Origin of the sequence: Hydrogenophaga sp. PBL-H3, assembly GCF_010104355.1 — a bacterium.
In the GTDB taxonomy this organism is placed as follows: domain Bacteria; phylum Pseudomonadota; class Gammaproteobacteria; order Burkholderiales; family Burkholderiaceae_C; genus Hydrogenophaga.
Genome location: NZ_CP044973.1, coordinates 115819 through 129868 on the forward strand (window position 1 = coordinate 115819; position 14050 = coordinate 129868).

At 60.3% G+C, this 14050-nt stretch carries 13 protein-coding genes; 7 read left to right on the plus strand and 6 right to left on the minus strand.

The features are described from left to right. Positions 1-3 precede the first annotated feature (3 nt). The 6 genes from F9Z44_RS21125 (at position 4) to F9Z44_RS21150 (ending at position 6297) form a co-directional block, all read left to right on the plus strand. The gene (locus F9Z44_RS21125; protein WP_159608939.1) at positions 4-1320 is read left to right on the plus strand and encodes a type IV secretion system protein; all 1317 of its coding nucleotides are present in this window, start codon (positions 4-6) and stop codon (positions 1318-1320) included. A gap of 366 nt (positions 1321-1686) precedes the next feature. Further along, on the plus strand, positions 1687-3606 hold the full coding sequence (locus tag F9Z44_RS21130; protein ID WP_159608940.1) for an AAA family ATPase: 1920 nt from the start codon (positions 1687-1689) through the stop codon (positions 3604-3606). Between the two features lie 70 nt (positions 3607-3676). After that, a complete protein-coding gene (locus tag F9Z44_RS21135) occupies positions 3677-4207 on the plus strand; it encodes a hypothetical protein (protein WP_159608941.1) in 531 nt (176 codons plus the stop codon). Between the two features lie 4 nt (positions 4208-4211). Beyond that, positions 4212-5291, plus strand: coding sequence for an RNA-guided endonuclease InsQ/TnpB family protein (locus tag F9Z44_RS21140; RefSeq protein ID WP_201450094.1), 1080 nt, complete (start codon positions 4212-4214; stop codon positions 5289-5291). Positions 5292-5614: 323 nt separating this feature from the next. After that, positions 5615-5875 (plus strand): type II toxin-antitoxin system prevent-host-death family antitoxin, encoded by a 261-nt coding sequence (locus F9Z44_RS21145; RefSeq protein WP_159608942.1) that lies wholly within the window; start codon positions 5615-5617, stop codon positions 5873-5875. A gap of 8 nt (positions 5876-5883) precedes the next feature. Continuing rightward, positions 5884-6297, plus strand: coding sequence for a type II toxin-antitoxin system VapC family toxin (locus tag F9Z44_RS21150; RefSeq protein WP_159608943.1), 414 nt, complete (start codon positions 5884-5886; stop codon positions 6295-6297). A gap of 48 nt (positions 6298-6345) precedes the next feature. On the opposite strand, the gene F9Z44_RS21155 is transcribed toward F9Z44_RS21150, so the two are convergent. From F9Z44_RS21155 to F9Z44_RS21165, 3 genes are read right to left on the minus strand one after another with little or no spacing between them, the layout of a single operon-like run. Next, the gene (locus F9Z44_RS21155) at positions 6346-7353 is read right to left on the minus strand and encodes a helix-hairpin-helix domain-containing protein (RefSeq protein ID WP_159608944.1); all 1008 of its coding nucleotides are present in this window, start codon (positions 7351-7353) and stop codon (positions 6346-6348) included. 6 nt (positions 7354-7359) lie between these two features. Next, positions 7360-8694, minus strand: coding sequence for a type II toxin-antitoxin system HipA family toxin (locus F9Z44_RS21160; RefSeq protein WP_159608945.1), 1335 nt, complete (start codon positions 8692-8694; stop codon positions 7360-7362). Positions 8695-8700: 6 nt separating this feature from the next. Beyond that, on the minus strand, positions 8701-8982 hold the full coding sequence (locus F9Z44_RS21165; RefSeq protein ID WP_159608946.1) for a helix-turn-helix domain-containing protein: 282 nt from the start codon (positions 8980-8982) through the stop codon (positions 8701-8703). Between the two features lie 400 nt (positions 8983-9382). On the opposite strand from F9Z44_RS21165, the gene F9Z44_RS21170 reads away from it, so the two are divergent. After that, positions 9383-12121, plus strand: coding sequence for a DEAD/DEAH box helicase (locus F9Z44_RS21170; RefSeq protein ID WP_159608947.1), 2739 nt, complete (start codon positions 9383-9385; stop codon positions 12119-12121). Between the two features lie 68 nt (positions 12122-12189). Here the strand turns inward: F9Z44_RS21170 and F9Z44_RS21175 are convergent, their stop codons facing one another. The 3 genes from F9Z44_RS21175 to parS form a co-directional block, all read right to left on the minus strand. Then, positions 12190-12390, minus strand: a complete 201-nt coding sequence (locus F9Z44_RS21175; RefSeq protein ID WP_159608948.1) for a hypothetical protein — start codon at positions 12388-12390, stop codon at positions 12190-12192. Between the two features lie 104 nt (positions 12391-12494). Then, entirely contained in the window at positions 12495-13109 is a 615-nt protein-coding gene (locus tag F9Z44_RS21180; RefSeq protein ID WP_291216506.1) for an RES family NAD+ phosphorylase, read from the minus strand. Continuing rightward, positions 13106-13828: a type II RES/Xre toxin-antitoxin system antitoxin gene (gene parS, locus F9Z44_RS21185; RefSeq protein WP_159608949.1), complete on the minus strand. Its 723-nt coding sequence runs from the start codon at positions 13826-13828 to the stop codon at positions 13106-13108. Before parS ends, F9Z44_RS21180 begins: the two co-directional genes overlap by 4 nt. Positions 13829-14050: the final 222 nt, after the last annotated feature.

A 14050-nucleotide genomic window follows, 5' to 3' on the forward strand; every position in this document is an offset into this window, starting at 1 on the left:
CACGTGAACTCCCCCACCGCCGCCACCATGCGCTCCAACTTCTTCGCCCACACCATGGGCGCCCTGGCCGAATGGCTGGTTCTGTGGTGCGTGGCGCAGAGGAAGAGCTTCTCCGAAAACAAAACCCGCCGCCGACTGCTGGTGGTGATGGTGGGCTTGCTCGTGGCCATCGCCTCGACCTACTCGTTCAGCCAAGGCTCGCCACCCGGTCTGGATGCCTTGGAGGTGCCCACACCGCCCACCAGCGGGACGATCGGTCAGATGCCGATGACCTCCAGCGACATCGTCAACCTGGCCGTCAACGCGGTGGACAGTGAGATCGACAAGCTCAAGAACAGTGCCACCCTGCAGGGCTACGGCACGCTGATCTCCGGCTTCTTCCTCGTCGCCCTCATGTCTTGGAGCGCGGTCAAGTCCTTGGCCACAGCCAAGGGCTTCGGGGACATGATCGCTGAGTGGGTGCCCATCTTCGTCTCCTTCGGCTTCGTCTATCTGTTCCTCAACAGATCCGCGCCGGCCATGATCGAGGGCTTCGTGTCATCCATCGGAACGGCCATCAGCGGCATGCCCATGTCCGGCATGGGGCCCAGCATGCGCGCCATCGCAGATCCGATGATGGAATCGATTTTCAGCATGCTCAGCGACAACACGCGTGAGCCCAGTGGGCTGGTGGAGCACCTGCAATGGGTGGGCGTGTCCATCATCAACGCGATGACACAGCTGCTCGCAATCTTCCTGCTGGTGATCGGCCTGATTGTGTCCATGGCAACCGTCATCATGGCGCACATCTCGATCGCGCTGGCCATGGCGATGGCCCCTGTGATGGTCCCCTTCATCATGTTCAAGCCGACCACCTGGATCTTTGACTCCTGGGTGAAGTTCACCGTGGGCGCGGCGATGATGAAAGTGGTCTTTGCCTTCATGGTGAAGATCGCTGCCGCCATCCTGACTGGGGCGGCCACCATGCGCGCAACGCTGCGAGGCGACGCGTCCATGGGATACGGCGACTGGGCCACGTCCGACTTGCTGGTCCAGGCGCTGGTGGTGCTGCTGTGCCTGCTGGCCATGCTCATCCTCATGCAGACCCCGAGCATTGCAACGGGGCTGGTGTCAGGCTCGGCCGGAGGCGGTGGCTTCTCGGGCCTCAAGGGCTTCAACGGCGGCACCAGCGGACGCTTCGCTGGCAAGGCGCTGGGCCCGGACCCAACCCCACCGCCAAAGCCAGGCAAGCCCGGACCCATCACCTCATCGGCCTCGGCTGCTGGTCGAGGGCTCGGCGCCGGCATGAGCAAGTTCAAAAAGGGCGGCTCTACCCCTTGATGCATCCACCAAGGGCGGTGTGTCATCGGAGGGCTTGCGCTCGATCGAAAACAAAAGGAGGCCTAGAGCCTCCTTTTGTTCGTCAGTCAAAGCAACTACTCAAGCAGTCATTTTGAGTAACTGCATCCATCTTTGAAGCGAGTATGAAGCTTCAGCAGAAAAGTTACTTTTATGCGACTCCATCTCTTGACGCCAAGGCGCGCCGTGATAATTTGAAGCAGATGAAAAACCACAAAGACACAGCGTCATTGGCAGGCGCGAAAACAGACCGATGAGGACCCCTTGAAACATATCGTCAATACATCCCTTGAGTTTGCGAAACGAATCGCGCTCTACTTGTTGATTGGCTTCTCTTTTGTCGTGGTAATGCTTGTTGGTGCACTCGGTACCAACAAGTCTGACTACCTCTCGACCAAGCTGATCCCGGACAACCTCGACCACACCAATGGCCAGAGCGTGATGGCGCTGTTGGTCGCGTTGATCGTGGGCGCCCTGGTCCTGGAGGCGATCCAGTTTTATGCGAGCCGCGGGCAGCGCTATCGCAGCTCAACGGTCGCACGACTGCTCTCAAAGCCCGTGATCTTCCTCTGCGCTTTTCAGAACCTCTACTGGTGGCTGGGCACGCCCCCGAAGGCAGAAGGCGAGCGCTTTGTGATCTATGCCTACGCAGCCGTTGCCGCCGTGGCGTTCATCGCCACCCGCTGGGGCTACCTCAAGCCACGCTACCAACAACAAGCGGCCCCGGCACCGGTGCAAGGTCAGGAAGAGCAGGCCGATGTCGGCAATGTGTCTCGGCCCACCACCTCATTCAAGGACATCTACGGCTATGCGGAGATCAAGGACCGCATCAAGGATGCAGCCAATGAAATCGTGAAGGCCGGCGCATCGAAGAAGCAGGCGCGCAACGGCATCCTGTTGCACGGCGGTCCAGGTAACGGCAAGACCGCGTTTGCCGAAGCCCTCGCCGGTGAGTTCCGCTTGCCTCTGGTGACCATGACGCTGGCCGATGTGGAGAGCAAGTGGGTGGGCGAGAAGGCCCAGCGGGTCTCCGCTGCCTTTGAAACGGCCAAGCGCAATGCGCCCTGTGTGTTCTTCATTGACGAAATCGACTCCCTCATGTCCGAGCGCTCCAACGCTGGATCTGGTGTCGCCGAGACTCAGAACAACGGCGTGGTCAATGCACTGCTCACGCTGATGGTCGACCTGCGCAAGTCCAAAGTGATCCTTGTGGCCGCCACCAACTACATGGATCGCCTGGACAGTGCCGGCGTGCGCGAAGGCCGCTTCGATTTCAAGATCGAGATCACCACCCCCGACCTCGAAGCGCGCGTGGGCCTGCTCAAGAAGGGCCTGCAGATGAACGTGCCCCACATCAAGGCCGCGCCCGATGTGGTCGAGATGGTGGCTCAGCGCTGGAACGGCTTCTCCGCCAAGCGCATCCTCGCCGTCACCGAGGAACTGCCCTCGTACCTCAAGCGCAACGAACTGCGCACGCTGGGGTTCGATGAGTTCATGGGTGCGCTGCGCTCGATCCAGGGCCGCAAGGGCGTGAAGCTGGAAAACGTCAAGCCGCTGAGCGAGCTGGTGTTCTCCCCCAACACCCGCGAAATGATCGACATGCTCATCGGCCGCATGGCCGACCCGGTGCACACCGAGAGCCACGGCGGCACCATGCCCACCGGCGTGCTGTTCTACGGCGCTCCAGGCACCGGCAAGACCGCTGCTGCCAAAGCCATCGCCAAAGAGATCGATTGGGCCTTCCTGCCCACCACCGGCTCAGACATGGCGCGCGACACCAAGGCGCTGGAGAAGCTCTACGCCCAGGCCATGGAGATGCGCCCCTGCATCATCTTCATCGATGAGGCCGACGAACTCATGAAGGACCGCAGCAACTCCATGAGCACCGACGCAACCAACAAGCTGCTCACGCTCATGGACGGTGTGAGTGACCGGGTGCGCGACGTGGTGTGGGTGGCCGCGACCAACCACCCCGACCAGATCGACGCCGCTCTGCTGCGCGGTGGCCGCTTCACCGAGAAGGTGGTCTTCGAGAAGCCCGGTGCCGCCGGCCTCAATGCCCACTTCCGGAGCTGGTTCGAGCGCAAGAAAGTCACGCTCGATGCCTCGCTGCACAACGTGGACTTCTCCGCCATCGTGGGTGACGAGAGCATCGCCAACGCCGAAGCCGTGGCACAGGCCGCGCTCAACCGCGCCATTTCGCGCCGTGAGGCCAAGGTCATCGTGACCCTTGAGGACTTCGAGCGTGCCGTCATGGCGGTGCTGTGAAGCCCCAAGCAAATCCACCATTCAAAACGTGAAAAGACCGATCACCGTGAACAATCAGTACGAGACACCCATGATGGACACCGATGAACTGCGGCGCCTCGCCAACGACAACGCCAAAGTCTGGAAGGTGGTCGATGACGCCGTAAACAACCCGCTTCCCCTGCCCGAAGTGGACGGCAGCGACACCGAGTACGCCGGTTTGCGCGAGTGGCTTTTCACGGTGCGGCACTTCACACCCGAAGATCGACTGGACCTTTTCCGCCAGGCCTTGCTGAGCCTGAAGGAGCCCCGCGCCATCCAGTTGCTCGAAGGCGAGATCCGCATGCTGTCCACCACCACTGACAGCGGCCCGCTGGACACCGGCTCCAACCACCTCGGGGTCTACGCTGGCGCGCAGGGCCCACAGGAGCCGGTCTACACCGGTGCCCCGCGCTCGGTACTCAACCCAAAAGACCCCACCCAGCTGCGCCCGATCGGTGCTGTGGCCAGGATCAGCGAGGCGGCCGCGTATGCCGCGGTGCTCAGTGCTGTGGCCTGGGGCGCCTACCAGTTCGGCTCCGGGGCTTTGGGCGCCCTGAAAGCGGCCATACAGACTCTCTGACCAGGTGGACACAGTCAAGACCCTCAAGCTGCGCATCAAGGACAAGCACGCCAGCGTGCTTCGCGCCATGGCGCGTGATGTGAACATGGTCTGGAACTACTGCAACGAGACCAGCGCACGCTCGGTACGCGAGAAGGGCAAGTTCCTCAGCGGCTTCGATCTCCAGAAGCTCACCGATGGCTTCTCCAAATGCGACGGCGTCAAGGTAGGCAGCGCCACAACCCAGCAGGTGTGTGAGGAGTACGCCACAAGGCGCCGCCAGTTCAAGCGCGCCCGACTCAACTGGCGCGTGTCTAACCCGAAGTCCTCGAAGTATTCGCTGGGCTGGATCCCCTTCAAGTCCCGCGCGGTGCGCTACAAGGGAGGGCAGATCCACTTCGCGGGCGAGAAGCTCGGGCTGTGGGACAGCTATGGGCTCGCCCGCTACGAGCTGCGCGCCGGATCATTTGCCGAGGACTCACGCGGCCGCTGGTATTTGAATGTGCAGATCAAGGTCGCCGAGCTGGTGGGTCCGCGGCTGCCTGTGACCAGCTCGGTCGGGATCGACCTGGGCCTGAAGACATGCGCCACTGCATCTGATGGCCGCAAAATCGAGGGCCGCTTCTACCGAGCCCTGGAGACCAGGCTGGGCATTGCCCAGCGCGCCAGGAAGAAGAGAAGGGTGAAGTCCATCCATTCAAAGATCGCGAATCAGCGCAAAGACATGCTGCACAAGTTCAGCACGCAGATCGTTGCTAACAATGCGGCAATCTTTGTCGGTGATGTCTCCAGCGCGAAGTTGGTGAAGACGAAGATGGCCAAGTCCACGCTGGACGCGGGCTGGTCAATGCTCAAGACGATGTTGGAATACAAGAGCCGTGAGGCCGGTATCGTCTTTGTAGAGGTCCCGGAGGCCTATACAACCCAGACTTGTTCGTGTTGCGGGGCGCGGCCCCACAGCAGTCCGAAAGGTAGAGCAGGCCTTGGAATAAGAGAGTGGACCTGCGATGCTTGCGGAGCGGTCCACGACCGAGACGTCAACGCCGCCAGGAACATTCTCGCGCTCGGACATGAGCGTCTCGCAGGAGGAATCCCGGTCCTTTAGGGCCGAGAGGATGTCAACTGGGGCTATCCCGGCCGCCTGGACCGCGACAAGCGCATCGTGCTGCCTTGGCGCGGCATGCGCAAGGTGACCATCGAGCACGCGTTCTTCGGTTCAGCACCGGTGGCGGTCTACGCTATCGACCTCGGCAGAAGTCCGTACGAAACTGTCGCCTGAGGCTTTGTCCGGGTTGTAGAGTCCTAGCGGCCGTGCAACGCAGGCCCCCCTTTGGATTGACTCTCTGATGTACGCGGAATCGGGACGGCTACGACAAACAAGTCAAAATGTCGTAACATACAAACATTGTCCTGGTTCAGGAGATCATCGTGAGCATCAATACGTTTTCCAGCCGAGACTTCACACGCGATGTCTCAGCGGCCAAGCGCGCAACCGGCGACGGCCCCGTCTTCATCACAGACCGTGGGCGTCCTGCATTTGCGTTGCTCAAGATCGAGGACTACTACCGCATTGCCGGTCAAAGCGAGTTGTCGCTGCTCGACGTCATGGACGGTATACCGGGTGGTGAGGGAATCGACTTTGATCCGCCGCGGTTCGATCTCAAGCTCTCCGTCGCGGCGCTGGACTGAAAGGCGCAATGTTCGTCCTGGATACCAACGTCATCTCCGAGCTGCGCCACGGGAAACTCAACCAGTCTGCGCAGGTGCGGGCATGGGCTGCAGGGCAGTCCAGCAGCAGGCTTTTCCTGTCCGCCATCTCCATTCTTGAGCTGGAGATTGGCATCCGCGCACTGGAGCGTCGCACCCCGCCACAGGGCAGTGCGCTGCGCGCTTGGCTCGCTGGGGTGCGTGTGGCTTTCGCTGGCCGGATCCTCCCGTTTACGGAGAACACGGCGCCCGTGTGCGCTTCGTTACATGTGCCCAACCCTTGTTCAGAGCGCGATGCAATGATCGCGGCCACAGCCATCGAGCACGGATTTTCAGTGGTTACGCGCAACGTGCCAGACTTTGTGAACACGGGCGTTGGCTTGATCAATCCCTGGGATTCCTGACCGCATAGCGAGACGGCGTGAGTCATCCGCACTTTCGCATTGAAGGACTCACTCGCCGGCGTGGTCCTCGGGGAATGGCGTGGGGAATGGAGAAGGCCGGCGATCCCGCTCAGACCTATGGATAGGTGGTTTCGGCAGCGCGAAGTACTCCATCAAACGAGTCTGGCCATGAGCACCCAGTCCGTGGCGCCTGCACTTGCCCTCCCTTGCTTCGATCGCAACCTCGCGCGCAGCCGCCACCGTGGTGGCCCCTGACTTCCCCAAGGCCTTGGTGACAGACCAGCCAAGCCAAGGTGCCAGTTCCTCGACCGCAGCGTCGTCGCCCGGCCGTTTGAGTTCGTTGAGGTTCAGGACGCCGTATTCCCACTGCGCCAAATCACCAGGCGCTGAGTGAAGCGTCATCCCCACGCACCTGAGCGTTTGCACAAGCTCTCGGATCGAGGCCTTGCCGAACTTCACGTACAGATCTCTCAATGTGTGCGACCGAAGGGCACCGACACTGTCGATTCCACGTGCGAGGCAGCGATTGACTGTGGCCGGCCGCAGCCCGAGCTCGCTGATTGGGGACTGGTCGCTCAACTTGCGCTCGGCGGCTCGCGTGCGAAAGGCCACCGCTGCGCGGTCCAGGTCCCGACGCCAAGGTTGATCGCTTTCCTTGAAAGCGAGGCCATGTTTGCCCAGCATCTCACGCAGCTGCTCGACTGTGGTTCGCCCGACATCCTTCATCCTCATCAGTTCGTCTTCGCTGGCCAGCGCCAAGTCCTCCAGACGGTAGATGTTGATTTCGAGCATTCGGTGCACCGCAGAACGGCGAATGCCAAGTTCCTCAATCGGTGTGTCGGGCGTTATTGCAGCATCGACGGAGCGCTTCTCATTCGGTGTCCATGCGAAGGGTTCGATCTCGAGCTTCGAGGCGTCAACGCCGGCAGCTTCCGCTATGACGATGAAGCGCTTGGAACGCAGGATCCAGTCATGCAGTGCTGCTAGGCAGGCGGATAGCTGATCTGGTGGCACCGAAAGCAGGTCCCTTGTGCTTTCAAAAGAGGAGCGGCCCATACCCGTTCAACCCCCAAAAGTTGTCACGCGATCTGAGAGATGTTTGGCGATGGTCTCCATCTCCGCGCGGTCCACGCCGGCGCGCTTCGCAAAGCTGGGCCATCGTTCGATCGCTTGCTTGATCCCATGAACCGTTTGGGGCAGTTCAGCGAGCAGCCCGAACCGATCTGCAACCTCGCGCACATCGCTCAAAGTGATCTGGTCGAAGCGTCCGTTGACCGACATCAGATGCTGCTTGATCCATTCGTTGTCGGGGTTGAAGGCGTGCGTGATGTCGTAGGCTGGGGACAACTCCCACCGCCCCCCTTCGCGCAAGAGGAACGAGAAGTTCTTGGTGTGGTCGTCGTTGTTGACCGCCAGCACATTGAAGACCATGCGGCGCACGAGCTCAACCAGTGCGCCACGGTCCAGCTTGAGCTGCTTTGCCGTCTGGAATAGCTGGTTGTAGCTGTGGGTGGCGACCTGTTTGTAGTCCAGATGGGCCATGGCGCACAGCGTTTGCATGTGGTGGCGCTGGTCGCCATCACGGTCGAAACGTTTGGTCATGAAGTGCGCGCGGCCGTTCTCCTCCAAAAGCCGACAGGGCGACATGTCGATGTCGGCTTCGGAGGCCATGAGGTGGTAGGCGTACTCAATGCGGCCGTACCCCTTGGACGGACCGAGAGCGTTGTCCTTGCCCATGCCGTCGAGTTTCAGCAGCCAGGCTTCAAACCCCTCAGGGATGTCGAACTGGCCTGTACGGACTTCCTCTGTATCGGGATTCCAGGCGATGGTTGCCTTCGCGCGCGCACCGCCCGCCGAGGTGCCCACTTGGATGATCTGTTTGAGGGCTGCACTGACATGGTCCTCGCCGTCAAAATCTTCCTTCACGGCCTTGCGAGCGGCTTCCACCAATTTCCCCATATGGACAGCGGTGGGCTTGCTGGGCTTGGGCCCACGCATGGGGCCGAAGGTCAAGGCACCCATGCCACGCCTGCCCATGTAGGCCAGACGGTCCAGTGAAGTGATGGCGTCCTTGGCGATACCCTTGTCTGCCAACCAGGCGTCGATCAGCGCATTGCCGAAGTCGTCGGGCAGGGCGTCGGCCAGGAGCGCGGGCAGGCGCTTGAATGTCGGCTCGGGCAGTTCCGTGAAGATGAAGGGCTCACGGGCCTGCGCCAGGGGCATCTGCAGTGGTGCCAGTTCAATGCCGCTCTTCACCCACGTCGGGGCGTATTTGAAGGCGTAGTAGTTCTTCGTGGGCTCGCGCGCCACGGCGCCCACCAGTTTTCCCCACGCTCTGACCTCTACGGCGTCGACGCTCTGGTAGGGGGTTTGTCGCGTCTTCGTTGCTGTTGCCATGGAGGGTCAGTCGAGTTGTGGTTTGCGGGGCTTGTAAGCGCGCTGGCGCGGCGCGTGCTTCTTCAGCATGCTCAGCGGGTCAATCGTCACGGCGGGCTGCAACGTGGTGAGCCACTCATCGCGGTGCAGAACACGCAACACCGTCACGAACGAGGCAAGGGTTGAGCCTTCGCCGCTTTCCAGCCTGCGCACCACGTTGATGGACAGTCCAGCGTTCTTGGCCACGTCCTCAAGCGTGAGGTTCAAACGCAATCTCTGGGCGCGGATCTGCTCCCCCAGTTCGACCATGCGTTCACTTGTAGTGCGCAAATCGTTCATAAATATCCATCAATGAATGGCAGCAAAACAAATTGGCTATAACAATTCACCGATGAATTCTAATGGAAGGGCGAAGGGGACGCAACTTGTGTACGAGTAAGTATCCGAATTAGGACTGTTATAGCCAACCGCGAGGGCATATATCCGATAAGAGCCAGTTGTACGTCAGGCGCTATGCCATCAAGTTGCGGTGCACGCGAGGTCAGTGTGGAGGTAAACGCGCCTCAACGGCAGGTCAACGACCTTGTTCTGCTTCGTTGGCAGGGCATCGCTGGACTCCAGGGCCGGCACGATAGGGCGGAGCCCCATCAATCCTCAACGAACCCAGTGGCACTCAACGGCCCCGATTCGCGGAACGAGCAGATCCAACATGCGTGCCCGGAAAATCAAAAAACCAGCCCCCCACCAGCGCGAAGCATTGAGTGCCATCACCAACGCCATGAGATCTGCCAGCCGGGCGAGTGTCGTTATGGCCTGCGGCACCGGCAAGACGCTCGTAGAAATGTGGGCGTCCCAGGCGATGGACAAAACACGCACCATCGTATTCGTGCCCACCATCAACCTGCTGCAACAGGTATTCCATGAATGGCGGGATCAGAACAAGGGCGCGGGCGACTTCCGCGCGCTGTGCGTGTGCTCCGACAGCAGCGTAGGCACGGAACCAGAAGGGGAGGGGGGTTCCGGAGAAACCGATGAGGTAGTACTCGGCGCAGGAGATATCGATTTCCCAACGTGCACCGCCCCCGCGGTAGTGAACGCGTTCCTGAACGATGCCAAAAAGGATCCTCACGCCCGGGCGGTGATCTTCTGCACCTACCACTCAGCGCACATAGTCGGACAGGCTATGGCAATGCGGCGCAAAGGGGACCGCAGTATCGGTCTGGGGATTTTCGATGAGGCGCACAAAACGGCGTGCGCGGTGGGCAAGCCGTTTGGGTATGCGCTATCGGATGACAACCTGCACATCGACAAACGCCTGTTCTTTACCGCCACCCCCAGAGTTGCGGTAGCAAAAACGGTCCGCAAGAAGCAGGGGAATGCTCCGTTCTACGACATGGCGGATACCGCTTGCTACGGCGAGCAAATCTACAGGCTGTCGTTTGCTGAAGCTGCTGCCAGGGGGCTCATCGTCCCGTACAAAATCGTGATCTCGGTGATCGACGACGCGTCCATCACGAGCGACCATATCTCGCGATACGTGGTCAAGTCCAAGGACGGCTTTGTCGATGCATCGGTAGTGGCCAAACAAGTTGCATTGCGTCGAGCCATGGAGAAATATGGGCTGAAGAAGGCCATCACGTTCCACCGGACCATAGCATCTGCGCAGACCTTCGCACACACAACTGATTCGGCCAAAGACGACGGTGTTCGCCTCATAGATGGGCTCCATGTCTTTGGAGAACAAGGCAATGCCGAGCGTGAGGCAGTGATGCGGAAGTTCAAAACCAGCGACCGTGGGGTCATCAGCAACGCTCGTTGCCTGACCGAAGGAGTGGATGTCCCGTCAGTGGATCTGGTGGCCTTCATGGATCCCCGCAAGAGCAAGATCGACATCGTGCAGGCGGCAGGGCGTGCGATGCGCCTTGCGGGGCCCCAGAAGACGTGCGGCTACATCTTGCTGCCCCTTCACCTGAACCTCCACGACGGCGAGTCGGCCGAACAGGCGCTTCTCCGCAGCGACTTTTCTGTTGTTGCTGATGTGCTGGGCGCATTGGCTGAAAACGACGAAGCGTTCAAAGACATCATCCGCGCAGCTGCAGGGGGCTCAGGTTGCGGACTTTCTTCTGTGGTCTCTGTCGATTTTGACGCCTCCATGGCGTTCGATCGGAAGGTGTTCGACCAGCACAAATTCATCAAAGCAATCGAGACACGGCTGATGAACGAGACACTGAGTTCGTTTGACTGGCTAGTTTCGAAGCTCAAGGCCTTCCGAGATGAAAAGGGCCACTGCAGGGTGCCAAACCAATACAAGACTGCATCGGGCTATCCGCTGGGCAGTCGGTGTACCGCGGAGAAGACGGCGGCCAAACATGCCAACTATTCAGAGGTCAGACGAAAAGTCTTGAGCGATCTGGGGTTGGATCTGGACGTGAAGCCGACCCGAAGAGCAGCTGAGACCATACTCACCATGATCCGTGAATTCAAGGCAGAACATGGGCATTGCGAAGTGCCGATTAAGCACCTGTTGCCCAATGGGTATCCGCTGGGAGACCGATGCGTGAAGGAGCGCAACAGGGCTCAGAAGGAGGGATACCCAACCAGCAAAAAGCACGCACTGGAGGCCTTGGGGTTTCGGTTTGTGACCCGAAAGAGAGACGAAAAGGGCGAGGAGTTGTTCAAGCGGCTTGAGGCCTACAGAAAGCAGACTGGTAGCTGCAAAGTCCCGATCAAATATGTTTGCGACGACGGCTTTACTCTGGGCACAAGGTTGACACGTGAGAAGCAACTTGCAAGGCTCGACGGCTACCCGATGGACCGCCGCATAGCACTTGAAAAGTTGGGTGTGAAAGTCGCCGCTGCAGGAAGAAAGTTCCCACGAGCCGAGTTGATCCCAAACCTAGAGCGATTTGTCGAGCAACATGGCCACTGTGACGTGCCGCGCAACTACGAGACTCCGGATGGCTTTCCCTTGTGGGCCAAGTGCGAGGCAGAGCGCATTTTGGCGAAGAAACCTGGATACGAAGAAGAGCAGAAAGCCAAGCTCTCAGCGCTCGGCTTTCACCCAGACAGATACGCTGTGGATGAGAGATTGGAAGCGTTTGTCAGCATGGTCGAGCAGTTCAAAGAAGAGCACGGACACGCCAAGATACCAACGCAATTTGTGACCTCATTGGGCGTCCCGCTGGGTAGTCGAGCCGTCAAGGTTCGTTTGCGAGCGGCCCTTCCAGGCTTCCCCGAGAAAGTGCGTAAGCGCCTCGCTGAACTGGGATTCAGGTTCGATTCTGCACGCAAATCCTCGACTGGGCGATCCAATGAAAACGCGGTTGAATATGGCGCATTTGCGACATCCAAAGGCGGCTTTTCCAAGCACAAGCTAAATGATGCCCATCTCGACAGAATGCCAGTTCGCCCGCATAGGGGCGCAACTCCAATACGGCCATGGGCCTGAGTCTTGAGCGCATGCAGCGCCTTTTGCGCAAAAAGCTACTCGCTGCATTGGGTGAGCGCATGACGGCCCTAAAACTCACTGTCCACTGGCGTGGATAAAGGGACTTCGGTGGCGGTCAACTCGCACGAGCCCTGCAACTTGGCAATCATGTGAGCCGCGCTTTTGTAGCCCGCGTCCCGTGCGGCCGCGTCGCGCGCGCCTTTCTCGTCGTTGGCCTCGTAGACCCCATAGGGCGAGCCATTGGCTTCAACCTGAAATTTCATCGACATGATCACATCCCTTGTGGCGCGGTGGCCAGCGGTGCGCTGCCCTTGATTGAACGATACGCGTCGAGCGGCCAACTTCAAGAGCGAGTTTTCATTGTGTTGGTCGGTTACGGAGCAACCACCAGCCGGGTGTCCAGCGAGAACACCTCCACCGACACCCGCTCAATCTCGCCCTTGGTGCGGTCCACATCGATCAGCAGGTTCCAGGAATGGGGACTCACCGCGCTCGGCACCACCAGCATGGGGTGAGACTCCATCGCCTGCTGAACAAAGGCAACCTGGTTGGGGCTGTATGAACCAGGGCGCAGCCATGCAGGATTGGGGAACGAGTGAGGCAGCAGCACCTTGACCAGGGCAGGGTGAACGATTCGAGCGCAGACCAGCATGTGCGGAACAGCATCCAAGGCGGAGAACCCGCTGTGCACGGCAACTTCCAGAATGGCCGTGGCCGGATCCAGACTTCCGTAGAGCAAACGCGTGCCAGCCTTGTTCCAGCGCCCGCTCACACGAAACGCCCCTTCCCCTGAGTCCCATGTGTCCACGTGGCGTGCGTTCACCAGACGCCAGAACTGCAGCCCCGGCGCGTCAGGTGATGCCTGACGCGAGCTGAGAGCGACATCTGCCAGCGCCTGGGCTCCCAGCACCGACCCCAGCGGCCCACGTAGAACGGCGGCCGATGCCTCCGAGTAGGCGTCGATCAGCGCCCTGGGAAGCGGGGTCAAGCGTAGACCCCGTACTCCATGCGAACGAGCAGATCGCGCACCAGGTCCGCGCCTTGGCGGGTGGAGAGCAGATCGAGGGGGCGCTGGCCCTTGAGTGCGACGGCGCCGGTGGTGAGCCAGCGCTGCGCCTCGGCCATCGAGCCCAGCACGCTCTGGGCCTGCTCGGTGATGGCAGCCAGATCCAACGCCACGCTGGCCACGTCACTGCCCAGGCGCCCATCGCGATGGCGCTGTAACGTCCGCTCGCTCACCCCAAGCGCGGTGAGCAACTCCTGCTTCGGAATAGCATCGAAGCGCTCCAGCATGTCCAGCAGAGACTTTGTGGCGATCCCCTCGAGCACTTTGTGGTGGAGCTCAAGCGGGCCAGCGTCCCCTACAGACAATTCGGCATTGGAAGTGCGAGCTTCAAAACTCTTCACCACTGTGATTGTTTTGCCTCCTACCTGCAGCGTGTCGCCTACCGTCGGGCGATTTGGCTTCACGTTCATGTGGATAGGCGTCTTGCGCGACCCTTGGACGTACACCACCCCAGCATCCTTCATGTCGAGCAGCACGCCCCGGAGCGACGTAGGCGGCAGAGCTTTCCCAGCCGAGGTGCGAACGCGCTCGCCTCCTGTTTTGTAAACACCAATGTCGTAGTCAGTGGGGCCGATTTTTACCTGGGTGGCCTTGGCAGTGCGTGCGGTTGTTTCGCGCCCTTTTGGGGTGGAGGTGGACATGGGGCTTACTCCTGATCTCGCCAACTGGCACTCCAGTTTACGCCAGTTGGCGCGCGTCGGCTCTTGCGTGTCTCCAGGACGAGCTTCCTCCTCGACAAGCGTTCCCGTGAAGTCAGCCTCGCCTCGCACTCTTTGACTCCACGTATCCAATGGCCGCCGCGCTCTTCAGAACGGTTGTCCTTCTCAGCAGTGACGGTGACGTGTGAAGCAACGCGCGCGGAG

Coding starts and splice junctions, on each gene's coding strand:
- F9Z44_RS21170 (WP_159608947.1), top strand. CDS start 9,383: ATGCGTGCCCGGAAAATCAAAAAACCAGCCCCCCACCAGCGCGAAGCA.
- F9Z44_RS21130 (WP_159608940.1), top strand. CDS start 1,687: ATGCTTGTTGGTGCACTCGGTACCAACAAGTCTGACTACCTCTCGACC.
- F9Z44_RS21135 (WP_159608941.1), top strand. CDS start 3,677: ATGATGGACACCGATGAACTGCGGCGCCTCGCCAACGACAACGCCAAA.
- F9Z44_RS21155 (WP_159608944.1), bottom strand. CDS start 7,353: ATGGGCCGCTCCTCTTTTGAAAGCACAAGGGACCTGCTTTCGGTGCCA.
- F9Z44_RS21150 (WP_159608943.1), top strand. CDS start 5,884: ATGTTCGTCCTGGATACCAACGTCATCTCCGAGCTGCGCCACGGGAAA.
- F9Z44_RS21175 (WP_159608948.1), bottom strand. CDS start 12,390: ATGTCGATGAAATTTCAGGTTGAAGCCAATGGCTCGCCCTATGGGGTC.
- F9Z44_RS21160 (WP_159608945.1), bottom strand. CDS start 8,694: ATGGCAACAGCAACGAAGACGCGACAAACCCCCTACCAGAGCGTCGAC.
- F9Z44_RS21165 (WP_159608946.1), bottom strand. CDS start 8,982: ATGGTCGAACTGGGGGAGCAGATCCGCGCCCAGAGATTGCGTTTGAAC.
- parS (WP_159608949.1), bottom strand. CDS start 13,828: ATGTCCACCTCCACCCCAAAAGGGCGCGAAACAACCGCACGCACTGCC.